Source organism: Streptomyces sodiiphilus (assembly GCF_039529215.1).
GTDB lineage: Bacteria > Actinomycetota > Actinomycetes > Streptomycetales > Streptomycetaceae > Streptomyces > Streptomyces sodiiphilus.
The window spans coordinates 103092-125925 of record NZ_BAAAMJ010000010.1; the positions used below are offsets into that span (position 1 = coordinate 103092).

A 22834-nucleotide genomic window follows, 5' to 3' on the forward strand; every position below is an offset into this window, starting at 1 on the left:
TCCGCGGTTTCCAGGAACAGCCGCGTCAGCGGGTCCATGTGAGCGGCATCGGTCTCGGGGACGCCGAAGTACTCCGCGTCGAACTCCTCGATTCCGTCGAGAAAACCGCCCCATTTGCTGATGCTCCGGCCGGGCCGGTACTCCGGCGAGTACAGCGAGGCGACGTCCCACCTGGCGCGCGGCACCTCACGGATCCCTGACCGGCCGTTCCTGAGCAGTTCCCAGAAGCCGGCGGTCGTGGGGGCCCCGGGGAATCTGCCCGCCATGCCGATGACCGCGAGCGGGAAGGTGTCCGGTGCCGGCCGGGGCGCTCCCGGCTGCGGGAGGGGCTCCGCGGCGGGCAGTGCGCGCGGACGCTCGTCGCCGGGGTCTCGTTCCGGCTCCGGACGGGAAGCCGCCCAGCGGGCGAGTCCGTCCGGGTAGCGTTCGGCCAGATGGTGTGCGAGCCGTCGCACCGTGGGGTGTTCGAGGATCACGGACGGTTCGAGCGGGGCCCCCGCGAGGGCCTCCAGCTTCGTCACGATCGCGGCGATCAGAATCGAGTCGACGCCGAGGTCGCCGAACCTGGTGTCGGGCGCGATGCGTTCCGGATCGAGCAGGAGCTCGGCCGCCAGTATCCCGGTGATGTGGGCCGCGCAGCGCTCGGTCCGTTCCGTCATGGCCGGGCCGGCATCGCGTCCGGTGACCGGCTCCCCGGCCGGAGGGGTGCCGCCCTCCGGCAGCAGGGCACCGGTGGCCCCCGGCTTCGCCGTCAGGGCGACGAGAGCGCTGTGTCCCGTCGTCGAGAGCGCCGCGTCGAGCAGCCCCAGGCCCTGCTCCCGTGTCATCGCCGACAGCCCCAGACCCCGGTAGCGGGGGCTGGTGACCTCCCCCATGCCGATGTCCGCCCAACTGCCCCAGCCGATGGCGATCCAGCGGGTGCGCGAGCCCCGCAGGCGACCGCGCTCGGTCGCGTACGCGGCGAACGCGTCGAGAGCGGCGTTCGCACCGGCGTAGTCACTGAGCCCGGTGGCCAGGGCCGGGACGACGGCGGAAACGGACGAGTAGAGCGCGACGAAGTCGGGTTCCTCGTCCGCCAGTGCCCGGTCCAGGGCGAGCAGGCCGGAGCCCTTGGGTTCCCAGCACGCGGTGATCTCGTCGTACGTCTTGTGCACGAAGGCGGGCGTGTCCGACAGCGAGCCCGCGCAGTGCAGGACGCCGGCCGGCGGGCCGAAGCGCGCCCTCATGGCAGCCGGCCAGCCGGGCGTCCCCGCCTCGCCGGTGAGCGGGCCGTCGGCGAGCATGACCTGCGCGCCGGCCGCCTCCAGGCGAGCGATCGCCTCCGCGGGACCGGCCCACCAGTCGTCCGGACGGGCCTGTGCCCAGCGCTCGCGGCCCGGCAGGGCACGGCGTCCGGCCAGCACCAGGCGCCGCGCGCCCCGGGCGACGAGCAGTCCCGCCGCCGCGAGGCCGAGTCCGCCCGTGCCTCCGGTGATCAGGTAGGGGCGGTGCGGGTGGACCGGGAAGGCACCGAGGTGCCCGTCCGCGGCAGGTGCCGGGAGGGGCAGGTCCGTGAGCCTGGCGACGTGCCGGACCCCGTTCTCGTAGCGCACCGCCGGCTCCTCGCCCGCCGTGCTCAGCTCCCGCATCGCCAGGGCGAGCGGGCTCGGCTCCGGCTGCCGGCCGTCTCCCGTACCGGTCTCGACGCTCACCGTGCGCAGCGCGGAGTATTCCGCGCCGAGCGCCCGTACCAGTGCGGCCATGCGCGCGCCGGTGAGTACGCTCGCGGGCGACGGCAGGGGCCCGCTGCCGCCGGCCTCCACGCCCCGGCCGATGTGGACGAGGCGCAGCCCGCCGGAGTGCCGGCCGGCGGCGAGCACCTGGAGGAGCCCTGTCCGGGCGGCTTCCGGGGCGGGTCCGCCGGTGCCCATGGCGTCGACGAGGTCGATGACGGCATCGGGCGGGCCGTGCTCCGCGACGATGGTCCCGGCGACGCGCCGCCCGCCCTCGTAGTCGTCGAAGGGGACTTCGAACTCGGTGGCGGCGAGCGCGGGAAGGGCGGACGGCTCCCGCAGGACGAGCCAGCGCACGTCGTCGATGCCGGCCAGCTCCTCCATGAGCGAGACGTCCGCTTCCCGGCCCACGACGAGCAGACAGGTCGGGATGCCGGCCGGTGACGCTCCGGGGGCCTCTGCGGGCCGCCAGCTCCGGGCCAGCAACCGCGGAGCGTGGCCGTGGTCGTCCTCCGCCGCGGGCGGCGGTGGGGGCGGCACGGGGCCGGGTCCGGCCCGGCCGCCCGGGGCCGGCTGGAGGGACGGCACGGGGACGGCCGTGGGCCCGTGGGCTGTCGAGTGGTCGAACGGGTAGGTGGGAAAGGGCACCCGCCGCCGGCCCTCGCCGGCCGGCCAGGCGACGGGACCTCCGCCGACCCAGCGCCGCGCGAGTTCCCGCAGCGTCCCGTCGTCCGCCGGGTGGCCGGCGGCGTCGGGCCCGGGCGGGTCAGCGGTGTGGAGGCCGGGCGCGTCCTGTCCCGCGAGGAAACTGTCGAGCCGGGCCCGCAGCTGCGGCGGGTCCGCGGCAACGACGGCCATCCGCACCGGCAGCGCGGGCCTGGCCACCCGCGAGGTGTGGGCGATGTCGGCAAGGCGCTGCCCGGTACCGGTGACGTGCGCACGCAGCCGGTGGGCGTAGGCGCGCAACCGGTCCCGGCCGGTCGCGGAGAGAACGACCAGATGCGCGGACGGAGCGCCGGTCTCCGCGGTCCCGGCCGCGGAACGGGCCGGTGGCTCCTCGACCACGACATGTGCGTTGGCCCCGCCGAAGCCGAAGGCGCTCACCCCCGCCCGCAGCGGCACCGGACGGCCGGCCGCGTCCGTCGGCAGCCACTCACGTGCCTCCCGCAGCACCCGGAAAGGGCCCTTCGCCAGACGCAGATGCGGGTTGGCCCGCTCACCGGCGGCGTTGGGCGGAAGGGTCCGGTGGCGCAGCGCGAGCAGAACCTTGAGCAGGCCGGCCATGCCCGCCGCCGACTCCAGATGGCCGATGTTGGTCTTCACCGCGCCGAGATGGCACCACGGCCCGCCGTCACCGGCCCCCAGTCGGCGGAACGCCGAGGTCAGTCCTGCCACCTCGATCGGGTCGCCGAGCCGGGTGCCGGTGCCGTGCGTCTCGATGAAGGAGACGGTGCGCGGGTCGGCCCCGGCGCTGCGGAGCGCGGCCACGATCACGTCCGCCTGCGCCTCGGGGTTCGGGGCGGTCAGGGAGTGCGCGCGGCCACCGTGGTTGACGGCACTGCCCGTGATGACCCCGTGGATCGTGTCGCCGTCCCGGATCGCCCGGCCGAGCGGTTTGAGGACGACGACTCCCACGCCCTCCCCCCGGACGAAGCCGTCGGCCCGCTCGTCGAACGTCCAGCACCGGCCGGTGCCGGAGAGCATTCCCGCCTTCCCGAGGGACTCGAACCAGGTCGGGTCGAACAGGGCGTTGACCCCGCCGGCGACCGCCATCTCGCACTCTCCAGCCTCCAGAGCCCGCACCGCGCGGTGGACCGCGGTCAGGGAGCTGGAGCAGGCGGTGTCGAGCACTTCGCTGGGGCCACGCAGGTCGAGGAGGTGGGAGAGCCTGTTGGCGATGACACTCTGGACGTGGCCCGTCACGCTGTGGCCCGCCACCTCCTCCCCCGTCCGGCCCAGCAGCCCGGCGTAGTCGGACAGGGTCGCCCCGGCGAACACGCCCGTCCGGCTGCCGCCGAGCGCGCGCGGGTTGTGGCCGGCGTCCTCCAGCGCCTGCCAGCCGGCCTCCAGGAAGAGCCGCTGCTGGGGGTCCATCAGGCGGGCTTCCCGGGGGGAAATGCCGAAGAAGTCCGCGTCGAAGGCGAGGATGTCCTCCAGGAATCCGCCGCGCGGCGGCTCACCGGGGAAGCGTCCCGGCGGTGCGGGGGCCACCAGGTCCCGGCAGGCGAGGAGGTTCTCCCAGTACGTGCCGAGATCGGGTGCTCCGGGGAGTCGTGCCGCCATGCCGATCACTGCCACGGGCATCGCCCGCCGGTCCTCGGGGGGCCGCAGTGTGCGGTCCGCACCGCTCTGCGGGCCGGGGACGGCAGCCGGCCCCTCGCGCTCCCCGGACGGCGGCGGCTCGGCCGGGGAGGGCGGCTCGGCCGGGGAGGGCGGCTCGGCCGGGGAGGGCGGCTCGGCCACCCGGGGCGTGGCCGCCTCCAGACGTTCCCGGTGGCGTGCGTACAGCGCCGGACCGAGGGCGTCGAGGGTCGGGTGCTCGAAGAAGACGACCGGAGTCAGCGTGAGTCCGTAAAGGTCGTTGATCCGGTTGGCGAAGTCGGTGAACAGCATGGAGTTGAAGCCGTAGTCCCCGAATTCCGCGTCGGTGCGCACCGCGTCGGCCGGTATGCCGACGAGGCCGGCGGCCTCGGCACGAAGCCGTTCGCCCAGCCGGGACAGGGTGAGGGCGGCCCGCCCGGCCTGCGCCGGTCCCTCTTCGGCCGCCCTGTCCGTGTCCGGGTGACCGCTTCCCGGCGTCGGCGCCGCCGGTTCGAGCGCGGCCAGCGCGGCGGCGATCCGGTCCTGCGCTCCGCAGCCGACGAGCACCGTGGGGTGCCCCAGTGCGATGACGTCCCGCACCGCGTCCCAGGCCACCGCCGAGGGGATCGCGGTGAGTCCGACCGTCGTCTCGGTGAGGCGCCGGACCGCCGGCGGCATGGCCATGCCCCCCTCTTCCCAGAGGGGCCACAGAGCCGACACCGACCGGCCGTGCCGGAGCCCCCGGGCGACGAGGGCGGCCCGCCGTCGCGCGAAGGCGTCCAGGAAGCTGTTGGCGGCGCAGTAGGACGCCTGCCCCGCGTTGCCGAAGGTGCCGACGAAGGAGGACATCACCAGGAAGAAGTCCAGGTCGCAGGAGGCCGTGGCCTCGTCGAGCAGCACCGCTCCGGTGGTCTTCGGTGCGAGCACGCCGCGGACGTCCTCGTCCGTCATGTCCTTGAGCGGGCCGTCGTGGAGGTGTCCCGCCGCATGGATGACGCCGTTCAGCGGCCCGAACCGCTCGCACGCCACCGCGATGGACGAGGCCACGGCGTCGGCGTCGGTCGCGTCGGCGCACAGGTGGAGCAGGTCGCCGCCGCACGCGCGCGCCCTCTCCCGGGCCGCCTCCGCCTCACTGCCCACTGCGGAGCGCCCGGTCAGCGTCACCGAGGCGCCGTACCGCTCGGTGAGGAAGGCTGCCAGCGTCGTGCCGATGCCGCCCCTCCCCCCGGTGATCAGGTAGTGCCCTCCTCGCCGGAACGCGGTTTCTCCCTCGCCGGGGACGGTCAGTGGCTCCCAGCGGCGCACCTGCCGCTCGCCGCCGCCCAGCCTGATCTCGCTCGTGCGCCCTCCGGCCTCGGCCACCACCTCGGCGAGCGCCGGCTCGGGCGTGCCGGCGGCGACCTCGATCCGTACCGTCCTGAACCGCGGGATCTCCTGGGCCAGTGCCCGCCCGGCCCCGGACACCACGGCACCGTGCGGGTCGGTTTCGTCCGAGGGGCCCAGACAGACGTGGACGACCTCCCGGCCCCCGGCCGCCAGGCGGGCCGAGGCCACCACGGCGCCGGCGGCCCGTGCCGCGGCCTCCGGTACCGGCAGGTGCGGGCTGTCGAGGCCGCGCCGGTCGACGACCACCAGCCCTCGTCCGGGGGCGGCACCGTGCGGCAGGCGGGAGAGATCCGGAACCCGGTGGTCGGCTCCGGCACTCCACGGCCCGGCGTCGCCGGCCACCACCACGTCCGCCCGGCCGGCCGGCGGCCGGCCCGGCGCCGTCCCGGCGATCCAGCGCGGTGCGTAGTACGTGAGGGCCGCGGAGGAACGGCCGGACGGCCCTGGAGGCGGGGCGTCCGGCGTCCGGACCCCGGGCAGCCAGTGCCGGGCCCGCGCGAACGGGTACCCCGGCAGCGGAGCCCGGCGCCGGGCGGCCCCGGGCAGCACGGAAGCCCAGTCGATGTCCGCCCCGGCGCACCACAGCCGTCCCAGCGTGAGCAGGTCTCCGCGCTCGGCCATGCTCCGCAGCAGCAGCGTCGCCTCCCGGCCGCCGTCGAACACGCCCCGGAGGTCCCGCCCGCCGTCCGCCCGGTCGAAGGCGGCGTCGCCGCTGTCGCGTGCGCTCCCGGCCATGTCCCGGCCGGGTTCCGACAGCCGGTCGAGAACGGCGAGGAGGTGCTGGTGATCCCGTGCCGGAACGGCGAGGCGGCTGGCGAACCGCTCCCGGCCCGACCGCAGGGTGAAGGCGATGTCGGCGAGGGGCACACCGGTGCCCGCGCCGCGCAGCCAGGCGGCGAGCCGGAGGCAGACGGCACGCAGTTGTCCGTCGTCGCGAGCGGAGAGCACGACGAGTTCCGGTCCGGTACCGGACCGGTCGGGCTCCGGCGCTTCCGGAGGCGCTTCCTCCACCACCATGTGCACGTTCACGCCGCCGGCTCCGAACGAACTGAGGCAGGCACGCCGGGGCGCGCCGGGCGGACCGGGAGGCCAGGGGGCGGCACTCCTCTGCACCCGGAACGGCGTCTCCTCGAACGGTATGTCCGGGTTGAGCTGTTCGGCGTGCAGCGACGGCACGAGCGTGCGGTTCCGGAGCTGGAGCAGCACCTTGGTGAGCCCCGCCATCGCGGCGGCGGCCTCGGTGTGGCCGATGTTCCCCTTGATGCTGCCGACGGGGACCGTGACGTCCCGCGGGAGCGCGCCGAAGGCCTCGGTCAGCGCGCGCATCTCGATGGGATCGCCGAGCGGCGTGCCCGTGCCGTGTGCCTCCACGTATCCGATGGCCGCCGGGCCGGCTCCGGCCCGGCGGAGTGCCGTCCGGACCAGCTCCGCCTGCGCCGCGGGGCTCGGCACGGTGAAACCGCTGGTCCGTCCGCCGCTGTTGGTGACGACCGCCTTGATCACGCCGTAGACGTGGTCTCCGTCCTCCAGCGCGTCCCGCAGGGGCCGCAGCAGTACCGCCCCCACGCCTTCGCTGGTCACCATGCCGTCGGCCCCGGCACCGAACGGCCGGCAGCGGCCGGCGGCGGAGAGCATGCCCTGCTGGGCGTACTGGATGCGGCGCGCGGGATGCAGGATCACATTGACGCCGCCGGCGACCGCCGCGGAGACGGTGCCCGCCCGGATGGCGTCGCAGGCGAGCTGGAGGGCGACGCCGGAGCCGGAACACGCCGTGTCCACGGCGATGCTCGGCCCGGTGAAGTCGAGGAAGTAGGAGACGCGGTTGGCGATCTGGTAGATGTCGCTGTTCGGGTAGCGGCTGCGGCCGTCCAGGGCGGCGTCGGCGCTCAGCACCGCGTAGTCGGGGCCCATCGAGGCCACGTACACCCCCACGTTCCTGCCCAGGTCCGCGGCGGTGTGCCCGGCGTCCTCCAGCGCGTGGTAGGCGGTCTGCAGGAAGAGCCGCTGCTGCGGGTCCATGGTCGCGGCCTCGCTGGGCGCGATGCCGAAGAACAGCGCGTCGAACTCGTCGACGCCCTCGATGAGTCCGCCCGCCGAGGTGTAGGTGCGGTTGGGGCCGCCGGCGGGGTCCAGGAGATCGGGACGGCCCCAGCGGTCCATCGCGTCGCCCAGCGACTCCGTGCCGGCCAGCAGGTTCTTCCACAGCTCCCCGGTGTCGGCGGCTCCGGGGAACCGGCCGGCGATCCCGACGACGGCGATGTCCTCGTCCGCGGCGGCGCCCTTCCCGGCCCCGGAGCGGGCCGGCGCGTCCGCCCGGAAGGGTACGGCAGGCTCGGCGGCACGGCCGTGAGCCCGTTCCAGGGCGCCTGCCACCTCGCCCAGGGTGCGGTGTTCGAAGAACAGCGTCCTGGGCAGCCGTCCGAAGTGTTCCTCGAGCGCCACCGTGGCGTCGACGATCTCCAGGGACTCCAGCCGCAGCGACTCCAGCGTCGTTCCGGACCGCAGCTCCCCGGGCGGCAGGCGGACCAGCCCCGCCAGCACCTCGCGCAGCCTGTCCAGCGCCTCGCCGGTGCGCGCGGCCGGTGGGCGTCCGGCTTCGCCGTGGCCGGCGGCCTCGGGCGCCTCCCCGGTGACCGCCCGGTGCAGCGAGGCCGCGTCCGTGAGCTCGCAGGCGAGCGCGGCGAGCGGGGCGAGCCGGGCCGGCCCTCCCACCGGACGCGGGGGCGGAGCGGAGGAGGAGGACGACGCCGTCGGAGGGGAGTCGGCGGCGGCGTCCGGGCGGAAGGTGATCCGCGCCGTCTCCTCCAGGGGGGCCAGGTAGACGACGTCACCGCTGTCGTCCGCCGTCGTGGCGGCATGTCCGAGAACCGAGTCGAAGAACGTGCGGACCGGGACGTTCTTCCCGGTCGGACGGTGCACGGCCCGCAGCGTGCGGCGTCCCTCGTTCCCGGCCAGCCGGGCGGCCACAGCGGCGAGGAACGCGTGCTCGACGCCCCGGCCCAGGACCCGGCAACTGAGCAGGAAGGTGTCGAGCACCGCGGTGCCGGGCTCCGCGTCCCCCGCCCCGCTCACGACCGCCACCCCCACCAGGCCGTAGTCCCCGAACCGGTCACGGACTTCGGCCACCCAGCAGCGTGCTCCCCCGTCCAGCAGGGCACGCAGCTGCGACTCGGTCCTGCGCTCCGGACGCAGATTGAACTGGTTCGTCCGCTGCGTCAGCTGCGCGATCCTGGCCAGCCGGCCGGGATCCGCTTCGCGCACATCGACCCGCAGGTCGAGCCCTTCGATGAACTGCCCGAGCGTCGCTGTCGTTTCCCGCAGGGCCGCACGTTCCCGGCCGGCCCGGTACATCTCGGTCCGCCGTCTGTCCTCCTGGGTCACCTCCGGCTTGTCGAACGCCCACAGCCGGTCCAGGAAACCGGGCCACCGGCTCTCCTCCCGGGGCAGGGTGAGGGCGAGAACCTGGGGACAGCCGGCCCGCACCGCCGCGACCTCCACCGGGTTGTCGTCGAGGAAGGCGACGCTGTCGAGCCCCACACCGAGTTCCCGGGCGAGCGCCTCGATGTTGCCGGGCTTGGGGTTCCAGTCGACACGGCGGGCCGCTATGTGTCCGGGCCGCAAGGGCATGCCGGGGTGACGGCGGAAGACCTCGTCGACGTCCTCCTCACTGTTCTTGCTGCTCAGGCAGAGGAGCACCCCTTCGTCGTGCCGCTGGACCGCCCATTCCTGGAGGCGGCGGTGCGCGGCGCCGATCTCGATGCCGTCGGCCCCGGCCTCGCCGCAGACCCCGCGCCACAGCGTGTTGTCGCAGTCGAGGACGAGGACCTTGAACGGCGGGGCCAGCAGCGAGTGGACCTTCCGCGCGACGGTGGTGGCCAGCACCGTGTGGGCCACCGGGGTGTAGGGGATGTGCGCGTGCTCCTCCCGCGCCGCGTCGTGGTGGCGCTCCACGGGATACGGGCCGCACCAGTCCCGGGTGCCGGTCAGGTGCAGTCCTCGCACGCCGGCCACCGCGGAGCGCAGCCGCTCCTCGAGCGCCGCGAACTCGGCCGCGTGCTGTCCGGCGGCCCGCGGTGACGGCGGGCAGAGGACGACGAGGAGGGGAACGGTGGTCCGCTGTGCGGCGTTCCGGGCCGCAGCGGCGAACTCGTCGGCGGTCCGCAGTGCCTCCGCACCACGGGGCCAGTCCTCGAACCGGAGGAGAACGGTGTTGCAGCCACGTGTGTTGCCGGCGAACGCACTCGTGGGGTCGAGCAGCGACTGGAACACCTGGCCGTACGGCAGAAGCCGCACCGACAGGTCCAGCCCCAGCCGCTCGGCCCAGTGCGCGAGCCCCTTGGCCAGGTGGTCGGTGGTGAACGTGCCGGCCACCGCGAGGGTACCGGTGCCGCCCGGGGGGAGCTCCGTGGCGCAAGTGCCGGGCCGCGCCTCGGGCCCGGCCGGGTCCGGCGTTGCGGGCAGGGGGCCGAAGTCGTCCAGCACCGCTGTGCCGCCCGCCTCCCCTCCGGCGATGATCCGGCGGACCACGGCCACGGCCGCCGGTTCCACGGCCAGGGGCTCCTCGCTGCCGGTCACACCGTCGGCGAAGGTGGTGGCGAGCCGGGGCGGGCGTACCACCAGGCCCGAGATCTCCGGGAACTCCGAGACGCTCGCCCGCACCAGGCCCTCGACCGCGTGCTTGGCGGCGCTGTAATGGCTCATGCCGCGGGGAGGCGCGGTCGCGTAGGCGGACGAGACGGCGACGACCTGTCCGCCGCACGCCGCCAGATCCTCCGCGAAGGCGGCGAGCGGGGCCTGCGCCAGCCGCACCGCGGCCTCGACGTGCGCGCCGGCGCGCCGGACGGCGGCGGGGTGCAGGTCGAGTGCCCGCGCCGCCGGGCCGGCGTTGAGGACGAGCAGTCCGGTGGGGCCGTCCGTCTCCGCGATCAGCCGACGGGTCCGTGCGCACCACTCGGGGTCTCCGGCATCGCCCTGGTGCAGGCGGACGCGGCTGCCGTCGGGGCCCAGGGCGGTGACGAGTCCGTCGGCCTCGTCCCTGCTGTCCCGGAACGCCAGATGGACAGTGCAGCCGGCCAGGGCGAGGGCCGCGGACACCGCCGCTCCGAGCCCGCGGCTGCCCCCGGTGACGAAGGCGGTCCGGCCGCCGAGCGGCAGGTCGCGCGCGTGGCCGTCGAGCAGCTCGCGCAGCCGGTCGATGGAAGGCGCCCTGCTCTCCCGCCGCGCGAAGACCCGGACCCGCACCCGTGCCCGGAGCAGCCCCGCCGCCGCTTCGCCCTCCAGGCGCAGCGTGCGGTAGCGCTCGTCCACGTCAGCGATCTCTCCGCGCGCCGTGAAGTCCGCCCGCTCCGTCGCCGCCTCGCACTCCAGCTCCAGGCCGCTGATCAGCGCCGCCCGGCCGGGCGCTTCCATGCCCGCGAGCTGGCTCGCCCAGGCGAGCACCGCCAGCTGCTCGGTGTCGACCGCGTGCCCGTCCGGACACAGGGCTTCCCGCAGGCGGGTGAGCGCCGCCCAGTCGGGCCGGTAGGAGGTCCCGATCACCTGTCCGGGGGTGAGGCCGGCGAGCGGTGAGGCCGCGGCCTTCTCCGTCCTCACGGGTGCGGCGGACCGTGCCGGTGCCGGCCGCGGCTCCCCCGCCTCCAGGGTGACCCGTGCCTCGACCAGGGTCCGCCGGCCGTCGAGAATCCGGACGGTGAGCAGCCGTGCCGTCGTGGGCTCCCCGGTGACCGGCGTGCCGCCCGGGGCCGGGTCCGGGCCGGTCCCCTCGGCGGTCCAGGTGTACTGCTGGCCGGGCACGACCGGGCCCGGGAACCGGGCCTTCAGCCCGGACAGCCGCAGGCCGTCGAGCTCCGGCCCGGCGGCCAGCGCCTTCAGCACACACAGGACCCCGTGAGCGACGGGCTCGCCGAAGGGGGTCCGGCGGGCGTAGCTCTCGTCCACGTGCAAGGGGCTTGTGTCCCCGCTCGCCTCTGCGAACTCCCGGACCTCTTCCCCGGTGATGCCGAGGGTGCCGGTGACGGGCATGGAAGTCATACGCCGCTTGTTCCTCTCCGGAGAATCGGACGAAGTGCCGTCGCCTGCGGACCGGCCAGGGGGCGCGGGCCCTCAGGCGGAGACCGCCGCCCGCCGCCGAGCGCCCTGGATGCGCTGCGTCAGCCCGGTCAGCACGTTCCCCGGGCCGACCTCCCGCACCTGCGCGTCCGGCAGAGCCAGGACGTATTCGACGGTCTCGCTCCAGCGGACCGGCTGGGTCAGCTGACGGCACAGCACACTCGCCACGTCGCTGTCCCCGTAGGGCAGCGCCGTCGTGTTCGCGATCACGGGGATCCTCAGCCGTCCGAACACATACCTGCCGAGGAACCGGGCGTACTCGTCGGCGGCCGGCCGCATGTACCGCGAGTGGAAGGCACCGCTGACCTTGAGCGGCACCACGGCGGAGGCGTGCGCGGACAGCTCGCCCGAGACTGCCTCGATGTCGTCCGGGCGTCCGGACACCACGATCTGATCGGGGGCGTTGATGTTGGCGATGTCCACCTCGGCGCCGTGTGCCGCGATCAGACGGCGGAGAGCCGCCTCGTCCAGGCCCATGACGGCGGCCATGGCACCCGGGCCCGCTTCGGCCATCAGTGCCGCGCGCCGGGCGACGATCTCCAGGCCGGTGCGGAAATCGTACGCTCCGGCGGCGAACAGTGCCGCGTACTCACCGAGGCTGTGCCCGGCGACCACGTCCGGAACGACGCCCGTGGTGCGGACCGTGTCGACGTAGGAGAGCGCGTCCACGACGTAGACGGCACACTGGGTGAAGCGGGTGTCGGCAAGCCGCTCGGCGGGGCCGGTGAGACACAGTTCGGCGATGGAGTACCCGAGCGCCGAGTCGGCCTGCCGGACCAGATTGGGATAGGCGGCCAGCAGCCGCTCCCCCATGCCGACACGCTGCGAGCCCTGGCCCGGGAAGAGATGGACGGTCGTCACTGCTGTCTCCGGTCACGCGTCAGGGAGGTCATGGCCTCCAGCCGGTCGCTCAGTACCTGTGCCGCGCCACGCATCAGCATGTCGCCGAGATCGTCGACGTGGCGGCTGCGCCAGTCCTCCCAGGGGGTGCCGCGCAGGCGGGCGTTGAGTGCGCCGAGTGCGGGTCCGCAGTTGATCTGGTAGTCCACCTGGTGTTCCTCGGCGCCGCTCATGGCCAGCCTGATCGACTGGACGAAGTAGGCCTTGAACACCAGGAGCATCTTGTGCTTCGGATCGCGCTCCGCCAGCTCCAGGGCAGCCGGGTTGGCTTCGGCGTAATAGGCGCGGGTCTCCTCCCAGACCTCGTCGAAACTCCGCCGGAAGTACCGCCGCTGCAGCTGGTCGGCCGTGCGCTCGTCGAGATCGTCCAGGCTGTCGTGGCGCTGGTACAGCTCGTAGAGCCTGTTGGCCCGCGCCGGATAGAACAGCCCGCGGCGCAGTACCTGGGCCCGGGCGCCCGTCTCCAGCATGTCGCCGGCCGGGACCACGGCCATGTCGTGTGCCCCGGCGGCCTGGAGCATGTCCTTGACGCGCTCGCTGGTGCCGCATTCCGCCGTGCACTGGTTGATGCTGCCCGTCAGGACGAAATCGGCCCCCAGCACGAAGGCCGCGGCCACCGCCTCCGGCACGCCGAGTCCTCCCGCCGCGCCCACCCGCACCGCGGCAGCCGCCGGGAAGTCGCGGCTCACCCGGTCCCGCTGCCGGACGGTGTCCGGCAGCAGGACGACGAGCTGCCGCTGGTCCGTGTGGCCACCCGAGTCCGCCTCGGCGCACAGATCGTCCGCCATGGGCACGCGCCCGCCCAGCGCGGCCTCCTCCTCCGTGATGCTCCCGTCGAGGACCAGGGCCTCGACCAGGGCTCGGGGAGCGGGCTCCAGGAAACACTGGGCGACCTCCGGCCGGGAGACCTTGGCCATCACCCGGTGGGGTATGTGCACCGAGCCGTCACGCGCCGGCCGCAGCCCGCTGAGCCGGTAGCGGACCAGGGCCCGGGTGGGCCGGATGAACGAGGCGGCCTCCACCCGGCGCACCCGATGCCTCAGCAGCAACCGGACCTGGTCCTCCTCCCGGGCCGGGTTCTCATGACTGGCCAGCAGGTTGAACCCGTAGGGGCCCTCCGGGATGTCACGCTCGAAGCGCCTGATCGCGGCGACCACCCGCTCGGCCCGCAGCCCTCCGGTACCGAAGTAGGACAGCAGGCCGGCCCTGCCCATCCGGACGACCATGTCCTCGGAGGCCACCGCCTTGTACATGGACCCGGCGGCGTAGGCGTACCGAGTGCCGTGGTCCGCCCGGAAGGCGGGACTGCCCAGCGCCTCGGGCGCGATCAGGGCCGTGTCCGCGGGCGGCCGGCCGGAAGCGGGCGCAAGCAGCATGGACGAGTCACCTCCTCTTCGCGGTCACCGTTCAGTTCCGGGAGCCGTCCGCCTCGCGGGCCTTGCGCTGCTCGTAGCGTGCGAGGATGGCCGGCATCTCGGCGCTGACGAACCCGAGGAATCTCTCCATGTTCGCCAGCCGCACCAGGCGTTCCTCGGAGGCTCCCTCGGCTCTGAGCTCCTCGAGTCCCCGGGAGGCGATGCCGTGGAAGTCGGGGAACTCGGCGAAGATCCCCCGGACCTTCGGCCCCCAGCTGTTCTCCCGGAGACGGACCGAGTACTCCCCGCTCAGCTCGCCGGTGCGCTCGAACACGCTCACCGGGTCGTTCTCCGGTGTCAGCTGGTCCACGATGCGGTCGATGGCCTCGCGGGGCACACCCAGTGCTTTCTCGATGTCACCGGGCCTCTGCACGGGTGGATCGCAGATCATCATGTAGCCGACGACCCTGCCGCGGTCGTGCGGCATTCCGTCGTTCACGAAGTAGTAGTGGGCGACCTTCTCGACGAACGCCTTCTCACCCTCGGTCAGGCGCGCGGGAGCTGTACCGGCCGTCATGTGCGTTCCCTTCTCGGTCCGTGCTGGTCAGGCGGAGACGTTCTGCCGGTGTTCCTCCCAGCGCTTCGCCATGTCGGCGAGGTCCGGGACGATGTGACCGAAGAGTTCCTCGATCTCCGCGATCCGCCGGCGGCGCTCCGCGCTCGCGTCCGCGAGCACTTCCAGCCCGTAGGCGAAGATCCGGTGGTACTCCGGCCAGCTCGCGAAGGTGTCCGACACGGCCTTGGCGTAGCCGTCGTCGACGAGGCGGTACCGCGCCTCCTCTCCCGGTTCCCCGGTCCGCGCGTAGAGCCCGGCCAGGATGAGCTGCTCGATGAGCTGCTCGATGTCCTCCGGGGTCGCGTCCACGGCCGCGCAGATCTGGTCCATCGTCTGCTCGACGGGATCGCTGATCATCATCCAGGCCATCGCCCGGGCCTTCTCCCCGGTGACACCGTGTGCCTCGTGGTAGTGCCGGGCGACCTCGTCCACGAAGCGGCGCTCCGCCGGGGTGAGGGTGTCGTATCGCTTGTCGGTGCTGGCGCTGCCGGTCACTGATCCCGCCTCTCCGGTACGAGGTGCGGCAGTGCTCCGACTGCCGCACCGCGGTGCGATCCGCCGGTCAGACTGTCCTGTCCGATGCCGCGCGCGCCCCCGGAGTACCCCCAGCAGGAACCCCAGTACGTGCGAGCGGGCAGGGCGTCCGCCGGGGCGGACGCCGCCTCGTCGTCGCGTCAGTCGGCGGCCAGGCCGTGGCCGGCCAGTGCCCGGGGGAGTTCGGCCCGCCTGCCGATGCCGAGCTTCGCGTAGGTCTGGCTCAGGTGCCACTCGACGGTCTTCACCGTGACGAACAGTGCCTGGGAGATCTCCCTGTTGCTCAGACCCACCGCTGCCTTCTGCGCGACGCGTTCCTCGGCGGGGGTCAGGGCGGCCGGGCTGCTGACCCGGGCCCTGCCCGGCCGGGCACCCGCGAGACGCAGTTCCTCGCGGGCGCTGTTCTCCAGAGCGGACGCTCCGCTCGTGCGGGCGATCTCCAGCCCGTCCGTCAGGTGCTTGCGCGCATCACTGCGATGGCCGCCACGGCGGAGCGCGGAGCCGAGGGCCACCAGTGTGCGGCCTCGTTCCAGGCGGTACGGAGATGCCGCGAGAAGGCGGCCGGCCTCGCGGAGATGCCGCAGTCCTTCCTCTCCCCCCGTCCGTTCGCCGTACGTGCGCAGGGCGACCGCGAGCGGTCTGGCCGCGCCGAAGCCGCGCGCACGCGGCATCTCCTCGCGGGCTACCGCCCTGGCGGCCTTCGCCCCGCTGGTGAGCGCCACTGCCCGGGCGGCGTCAGGCAGATACGCACAGGCCGCGGGTGGGAAGTCCCATCCCTCACGGCCTGCCCGCTCCCGGCACTCCCGCAGTTCCAGCAGTCCGGCCTCGGGCTGGTCCTGGTGGATCCGGAGGCGAGCCCTGGCCATGCGCAGGGGTACGAAGTGCGCCGCTTCGGGCAGACAGGCGGCCAGACCGGCGGTCTTCAGGAAGTCACTGGCCTCCTCCAGCCGCTCGGTCTCGATGAGACAGTGCACGAGGGTGGCGGCGGCCAGCGGTACGGCGACAGGCCTCAGACACCGGCTGTCGTGGTCCCCCAGGACGCCGCGGGCCACTGCCTCGGCCTCCCGCACCCGGCCGGCGTCCAGAACGACTCCGGCCCGGAGACTTTCCGCGGTGGCGGCGGCCAGCAGCCACCCCCTCTCCGTTGCCTCGCGTACCAGTCGGGTCAGGATGTGTTCCGCCCGGTGCAGGCGGTCGCACTGGGCCAGCGTCCAGGCCACGATGGCCGCGTCGGTGATCTCCGTGTCATGGAGGGGCAGTGGTAAACCGCGGACAGCGGTCGCGAGGCGCGCCACGCGGTCGGCCTCCACCCCGCGGATCAGCGCCTCGAACGCGGCATGAGCCCGGTGCGGCGGACCGTCTCCGGGCGCGCCCGCCGGGTATCGTCCCGCTCGCTTCGGAGCCAGGCGGGTCATCACCGAGGCGACGGCCCGCGCGTGGCCGGCGGCCGATGCCGCGCCGGGGCCGGTCGCCTCGCTGTCCGCCGCCCGGGCGAACGCGGCGAGCGACTCCTCGAAGCGGCCGGAAGCGGCGAGCGCAAGCCCCAGTTCCAGGCGCACCCGCGGACCGTCGGCCTGGTCCGAGGAGTGCCGCAGTGCCTGCCGGAGGTGGTCGAGAGCCGCCGGGGCACGGAGCCTCAGTTCGGCGGAGCCGAGCCCGGCCAGCAGCCCGGCGCGCAGCGACGGCGGGGGCGGTTCTGCCAGGGCACGCCGCAGGTACCGGACGGCCGTGCCGGGCCGGCCGCTCCGTGCCTCGTCGTGCGCGGCGGAGCTCAGTACGTCGACCATCCAGGGTTCCAGGCTCGTCTCCGTTCTGCACACGTGCTCGGCGACGGCGACCGCACCGGCTTCGGCGATGTGCAGAGACCGCGCGGCCCTGCGGTGCGCCGTGCTGCGGGCGTGAGCCGGCATATCGGCGTAGATGACCTGCCCTGCCAGGGGATGCCGGAAGGCGTACGGCACCCCCGGGCGCAGGATTCCGGCGTCTCTCAGTCTGCCGGCCCGCTCGGCCGCCTCCGCCTCCTCAAGTCGTGCGACAGCCGCACAGTGCTGTGGCTGGGCGTCCGCTCCGAGTACGGCGACGGCCGTCGCCAGTGCCATTGTGCGCACCGGCAGGTCTCCCATCTGCCGCAGGACGTGCCGGGCGAGGCGAGCGGGCGTCAGGAGGGCGAGCCGTTCGATCGCGGACTCGTCGGGTGCCTCCCCGCGTCGTCTCATCTCCTCGAGCAGTTCGGTGAGATGCAGCGGATTGCCGCCCGTGGTCCTCAGGCACTCCGCGGCGAACCGCTCGTGGGGCTCACTGCCCAGCCGCTCGGCGATCCTCCGCCCCACGGCGTCCTGGCTCAGCGGCGCCAGAGGCGCGTGCGAGACGAGTGGCAGGGCATACAGCGACATGAGGAGATCGCGGGTTTCCGCCGGCCCGGACCGCGCGTGAGCGAGCGCCAGCAGCACACCGCTGCCCTCGAGCCGGTTGGCCAGGTAGTTGACGAATCTCAGTGACTCCGCGTCCGCCCAGTGCGCGTCGTCCATGAGGAGCAGCACCGGCTGCTCCTCGGAGATATTTCTGCACAGCCAGTACAGGCCGTGCACGTTGGCGTAGAGGTTGTCGTCGCAGTCGCCGGAGAGCCCGGTTCCCACGGGCTGTGAATAGTCGAAGAGTCCGCCCACCAGAGCCGCGGGACCGACGAGCGCCTTGTCCTTCACCGCGGAAGCCTCCGAGCACAGCATACGCTCGAAGAGCTGCCGGACCATTCCCCACCGGAATGTCTGCTCGAGTGCGTTTCCCCGTGCCTGGAGAACGACGAACCCTTCGGCCTCCGCACCGGCCCGGATCACCTGGAGCAGGCTCGTCTTTCCCAGCCCTTCGGAGCCTTCGAACATGACCATCGCGCCACTGCCGGACCGCACCCGGCGCAGAGCCGACGCAATAATGCCGGTCTCTTCCTCGCGTTCCAGAAGCGAGCAACTCTGATACACCACACGTCCTCTCGAACAGGGAGCCGCAAAAGTTAATTCGAGGTCTATCTGGAGGGGATCGGAAAAGGAATGTGCAGTTCGGAAGACTTGCAGTACGACGGGACGGCTGAGTGAATGCGTTTTCCCCGGCCGGGCACTCGCGGCCGTAGGCAGTCAGAAAATAGCAGACCCGCACAAAGAGCAGCCACATGCTCACTCGTCAGGAAGCTGCCAGCGATCGGCGTTTCGACCGCGTGTGCGTGGTGTTCGATCTTGGGCCGGCGCCCGGCACGGCTCCGCCCCCTACGGCCGGGATCTGCCGTAGGGGGCGGAGAGGCGCCGCCGGAGGGGGTCAGGCGGGCTTGAGATGCACCGGCAGCCGTTCGAACCCGACCATCTGAGGGGGCACGGCCCAGGCGATGTCGCCGTCCCGGTCGACCGTGATCTGCTGGAAGCGGTCGAAGAGCACGTTCAGCACCAGCCGTGTCTCCAGCCGGCCGAGGGCGTTCCCGATGCAGTGGTGGGTTCCGAAGCCGAAGCCGAAGTGGCGGCCCTCACTCTGCCGTTGCACGTCGAACGCCTCGGGGTCCGGGAACTGGCGCTCGTCGCGGTTGGCGGAGCAGAAGCTGGCCGCCACGTGCTGGTTCTCGGGAACGGTGACGCCCGCGATCTCCACCTCCCGGGTGGAGGCCCTGAGCCCGGTGGTGATCGGAGGCCGGTGCCGCAGCACCTCCTCGACCGCAGAGGGGATCAGCGTGCGGTCGGCGCGGACGGCCTCCCGGGCATCGGGATGGAGATCCAGCAGATCCACCGAGTTCGCGATCGTCATGGTCGTGCTGATGTGACCGCCCGCGAACATGACGTTCGCGAAGTTGACCGTCTCGTCCTCGGTCAGCCGTTCTCCGTCGAGTTCGGCGTTGGCGAGCCTGGTCAGCATGTCGTCGCCGGTCCCGCCCTTGCGCTCGCGGACCTTCGCCCGCAGGTAGGAGATCGCCTCCTGCTGGAGCTCACCGAGTGCTTCCAGGTAGCCTTCCTGGGCCATCTCCTCCGGCGTGACACTCATGACCTTGCGTGCCCAGTCATAGAAGAGGACCCGGTCCTCGGCCGGGAGACCGAGGATCTCCAGAATCACCGCGATCGGCACGGTGTACGCGAGTTCCGCCACCAGGTCGACGTGCTCGCGGCCGGCGAGCTCGTCGACGATCTCGTTGGTGACGCGGATGATCTGCGGCTCGTACGCGGCGATCGAGCCAGGAGTGAACGCCGTACTCAGAATCTGCCGTACGCGTGTGTGCCTCGGCGGGTCCATCTGCGGGAGACTTTCGAGCCCGGACTCGGGGAATCCCATCCGGTGCATCTCCGAGGAGAAGGTGCCGGGGTTGGTCAGCACGTGCCGGGCGTCGGCATACCGGTACACCACCCACCAGCCCGTCAGCGGATCTCTGTGCACCGGATGCTCGTCCCGCATCAGCCGGTACCAGTCGTAGATCGCGGGATCGTTCACATTCGGCTGTGGAGGAACACCTGCGTCCAGATCGGACATCCCATCACCCTCTCGCCTGGCGGGTCGGTACTCGGCCATGGCAGCATCCGGCCCCGGCTCCCGGGCCACACCCGGGAGGCCCCCAGCACCGACCCCAGAAACCGGGGCCGTCCGGCTCCCGGCACGGACGGCTCAGACGTTGATGTCCCGGCGGTTGAAGCGCGCCAGCCCCACCACGACGAGCACCGCGGAGGCGACCACCAGCACGGTCATGTCCCCCCACTGGAAGCCGTTCTTCAGCGGCTCCCCGCCGATGTAGTAGTGGAAGGGGGAGATCCACGCGAGCCAGTCCGCATCGAGCTGTCCGGCGAACGTGCCCGCCATGTAGGTGACAACACCGACGACCGCGCTGACGACCAGGACGACGGTGCGCCTGCCCACCACGGAACCGACGCCGAGCGCCAGTGCGCCGAAGAGGACACCGACGAGAGCCAGGTTGACGCACTGGGCGAGGAACTGCACCGGCGAGATACTGCTCAGCTGCGCACTGTCCCGGATCGCCAGAAGGCCGAGCCAGACGAGCCCGGCGATACCGAAGGCTCCCACCGTCAGCGCCCAGAAGCGCTGCAGCACCAAGGACGTCCGGGTGAGGGGATGGGCCAGCACGAGGTCGAGCTGCCCGGACTCCTCGTCGCCCGCGACGGCGCGGGCCCCCGCCGTGACACCGTAGATCACCGCCAGAAGCGGGAGAATGATCCCGAAGACGCTCGCGTGCAGGTAACCGGCGGCCGTGGCGTCGATGTTCAGACTCTGGCGCAGCGCCTCGGGCAGGCTCGCCGTGTTCTCCTTCTGCGACTCATAGGTACTGGCATAGACGATGCCGACCATCGCGGTGCCGACTGCCCAGCCGATCAGGCCGCGGCGGCTGTCGGACAGGTACTTGGTGAAGACGGCGGCGCTCAACTGAGGGTCCTTTCAACAGGGAATCGGGGGCGGTGGAGCGGCGGGGTATCAGGAAGCGGCCGCCGACTCGGGCCGCGGCGAGGCATCGGCCCCCTCGTAGTACGAATGGAAGAGCTCTTCGAGGGCCGGCTCGGTGGCCCGCAGACTCGTGACGGTGTGCAGAGCGATGGCCTTGATCAGCGCGTCCGGGCTGCCGACGAGCTGTCCGGCCAGAACCGTCCCGGTCTCGTCCAGGCTCAGGCGGTCGGCACCCGGCACGTCCGAGAAGGCGCCGGGAGACACCGCCGTGGCAAAGGTGACCTCGATGTCCCGGACGGTCCCGCTGCGAAGCTTGGCCACCGTGTCGAGGGCCACCAGTTGCCCGTTGCGGATGATGCCCACCCGCCCGGCGACGGCCTCGACCTCGCTCATGATGTGACTGGACATGAACACGGTCTGGCCCGCGGCCGCGGCCTCGGTCACCATGTCGAGGAAGGTCTGCTGAACGAGCGGATCGAGTCCGGAGCTGGGCTCGTCGAGGATGAGCAGCTCCGGCTCGTGCATGAACGCCTGCACGAGCCCGACCTTCTGCCGGTTGCCCTTGGACAGTTTCTTGATCCTGGTGGTCTGGTCCAGCCCGAGACGTTCGGCCAGGTCGTCGATCCGGGTCTGCGGCACCCCGCCGCGGAGTGCGGCGAGAAACCGCAGGTAGCTCCGGACGTTCTGCCGGCCGTCACAGACGAAGTCGCCCGCCAGGTAGCCGACCCGGCGGCGCAGGGCGACACCGTCCTTACGCGGGTCGAGGCCCAGTACCTCGGCGCTGCCTCCGGTCGGCCTGATCAGGTCGAGGAGCAGCCGGATGGTGGTCGACTTGCCGGCGCCGTTGGGCCCGAGGAAGCCGAAGACCTCGCCGCGGCGCACCTCCAGACTCAGGCCGGCCAGACCACGACGGGACCCGTAGGTCTTGGTGAGCTCGCGCAACTCGATGACGTTCTCCATGCCAGCAACATAGCAAGTTTTCAGAGATTATTGAACACTCAGAGTTGAACTCCCCATGGGTATGATGAACATCAGCCACCGAGGAGGACATCCATGGACGAAAAGGACGCCCAGCTCCGCGAAGCCGCCGAGAAACTCGCGCTCACCCTCTCCGAGAGCGGCATGCAGAAGACCACCGCGCGGGTGATGACCGCCCTCCTCTTCAGCCGCCAGGAGGCCATGACCGCCGCGGACCTGTGCGAGGAGCTCCGGATCAGCTCCGGCGCGGTCTCCGGCGCGGTCAAGCAGCTCATTCCCACCGGGATCATCGAGAGAGTGCCCGCCCCCGGCAGCCGCCGCGACCACTACCGCTTCCGGGAACACGCGTGGGCGACCCTGATGGGCAATCAGAACGCCCTGCTGAGCAGCATGTGGGACGCGGCCTCCGAAGGCATCAAGGTGGCCGGAAAGGACAGCACGCCGGGTCGCCGCCTCGACGAGATGCAGCACTTCTACGGGTTCATGCAGCGGGAGATGGCCGCCCTCATCGACAAGTGGCTGGAGCAGTACGACACCGACAAGGGATGACGGCCGGGGGCGCGACGCGCGTAGCCCTTCCGCCCGGCCGAGCCCCCTCCTTCACCATCAGGACAGCGCGCCCGGTGCTCCTGACTCCCGGACCGGCCCCGGCCCCGGACCGCGGCGGGCCGGGTCCGGGGCCGGGNCCGGGGCCGGGGCCGGGGGTACGCGCGGCGTCAGGAGGCGGCAGGGCTCACCGCGGGGCCGCCGCCGGGCCTGGCGTTCTGGATCTGCTCGTAGACGTGGGTGCGCAGTTCGACGAACCGGGGGTCGCTGCGGGTGTGCAGCTGGTCCCGCTCGTCGGGCAGGTCCACGGTCAGCTGGTCCTGGACGACGGTCGGCGAGGCGGACAGTGTGACGACCCGCTGGCCGAGGTAGACCGCCTCGTCGATGTCGTGGGTGACGAACAGGATGGTCATCCCCCGGTCCCGCCACAGCCGGCGCACCAGGTCCTCCAGACCGGCCCGGGTCTGGGCGTCGACCGCGGCGAACGGCTCGTCCATCAGCAGTACTTCGGGCTCGTAGGCCAGCGCGCGGGCGATGGCCACCCGCTGCTGCATGCCGCCGGAGAGCTGCCACGGGTATGCGGTGCCGGCCTCGGAGAGCCCGACCGCGTCCAGCGCGTCCTCGACGAGTTCGCGGCGGCGCTGCTTGCTCAGCGACTTCTTCTGCTTCAACGGCAGTTCGACGTTCTCCCGGACGCGCATCCAGGGGAACAGGCTGCGCCCGTACTCCTGGAAGACCACGGCCATGCCGGGCCTGGGCCCGGTGACCCTGGCGCCGTCCAGCAGGACTTCGCCCCCCGAGGGCGTCAGCAGTCCGGCGATGCACTTGAGCAACGTGGTCTTGCCGCAGCCGGACGGTCCGACCAGGCAGGTCAGGTCGCCCGGTTCGAGGGTGAAGGTGAGGTCCCGGACGGCCTCCACCTGACGGCCGTGGCCGTCGTAGACCTTCCGGAGGCCTCGCACGTCGAGCATGGGACGTCC

At 72.7% G+C, this 22834-nt stretch carries 11 protein-coding genes (1 of these 11 running past the window's edge); 1 reads left to right on the forward strand and 10 read right to left on the reverse strand.

The window, feature by feature from the left end; translation table 11 throughout:
• The 9 genes from ABD299_RS05680 to ABD299_RS05720 all read right to left on the reverse strand — a co-directional run.
• Window positions 1–11429 carry the 5' portion of an SDR family NAD(P)-dependent oxidoreductase gene (locus tag ABD299_RS05680; RefSeq protein WP_344259390.1) on the reverse strand. The gene continues 1138 nt to the left of window position 1, outside the view, so the window shows 11429 of its 12567 coding nt (coding positions 1–11429); it begins with the start codon at window positions 11427–11429; its stop codon lies off the left edge, out of view.
• A gap of 72 nt (window positions 11430–11501) precedes the next feature.
• Window positions 11502–12368, reverse strand: a complete 867-nt coding sequence (gene fabD, locus ABD299_RS05685) for an ACP S-malonyltransferase (RefSeq protein ID WP_344259391.1) — start codon at window positions 12366–12368, stop codon at window positions 11502–11504.
• On the reverse strand, window positions 12365–13783 hold the full coding sequence (locus ABD299_RS05690) for a PfaD family polyunsaturated fatty acid/polyketide biosynthesis protein (protein WP_344259392.1): 1419 nt from the start codon (window positions 13781–13783) through the stop codon (window positions 12365–12367). Before ABD299_RS05690 ends, fabD begins: the two co-directional genes overlap by 4 nt.
• A 31-nt stretch (window positions 13784–13814) precedes the next feature.
• The gene (locus ABD299_RS05695; protein WP_344259393.1) at window positions 13815–14339 is read right to left on the reverse strand and encodes a hypothetical protein; all 525 of its coding nucleotides are present in this window, start codon (window positions 14337–14339) and stop codon (window positions 13815–13817) included.
• Between the two features lie 27 nt (window positions 14340–14366).
• Window positions 14367–14873, reverse strand: coding sequence for a hypothetical protein (locus tag ABD299_RS05700; RefSeq protein WP_344259394.1), 507 nt, complete (start codon window positions 14871–14873; stop codon window positions 14367–14369).
• A gap of 179 nt (window positions 14874–15052) precedes the next feature.
• Window positions 15053–17890: a helix-turn-helix transcriptional regulator gene (locus ABD299_RS05705; protein WP_344259395.1), complete on the reverse strand. Its 2838-nt coding sequence runs from the start codon at window positions 17888–17890 to the stop codon at window positions 15053–15055.
• Between the two features lie 328 nt (window positions 17891–18218).
• Window positions 18219–19370, reverse strand: a complete 1152-nt coding sequence (locus ABD299_RS05710) for a cytochrome P450 (protein ID WP_344259396.1) — start codon at window positions 19368–19370, stop codon at window positions 18219–18221.
• A 171-nt stretch (window positions 19371–19541) separates the two neighbouring features.
• Window positions 19542–20312 carry an ABC transporter permease subunit gene (locus ABD299_RS05715; RefSeq protein WP_344259397.1) on the reverse strand — a complete coding sequence of 257 codons (771 nt, stop codon included), beginning with the start codon at window positions 20310–20312 and terminating at the stop codon, window positions 19542–19544.
• 48 nt (window positions 20313–20360) lie between these two features.
• On the reverse strand, window positions 20361–21290 hold the full coding sequence (locus ABD299_RS05720) for an ABC transporter ATP-binding protein (RefSeq protein WP_344259398.1): 930 nt from the start codon (window positions 21288–21290) through the stop codon (window positions 20361–20363).
• Between the two features lie 93 nt (window positions 21291–21383).
• Between ABD299_RS05720 and ABD299_RS05725 the strand changes: the two genes are divergently transcribed.
• On the forward strand, window positions 21384–21857 hold the full coding sequence (locus ABD299_RS05725; protein ID WP_344259399.1) for a GbsR/MarR family transcriptional regulator: 474 nt from the start codon (window positions 21384–21386) through the stop codon (window positions 21855–21857).
• A 167-nt stretch (window positions 21858–22024) separates the two neighbouring features.
• On the opposite strand, the gene ABD299_RS05730 is transcribed toward ABD299_RS05725, so the two are convergent.
• On the reverse strand, window positions 22025–22825 hold the full coding sequence (locus ABD299_RS05730) for an ABC transporter ATP-binding protein (protein WP_344259400.1): 801 nt from the start codon (window positions 22823–22825) through the stop codon (window positions 22025–22027).
• Window positions 22826–22834 lie beyond the last annotated feature (9 nt).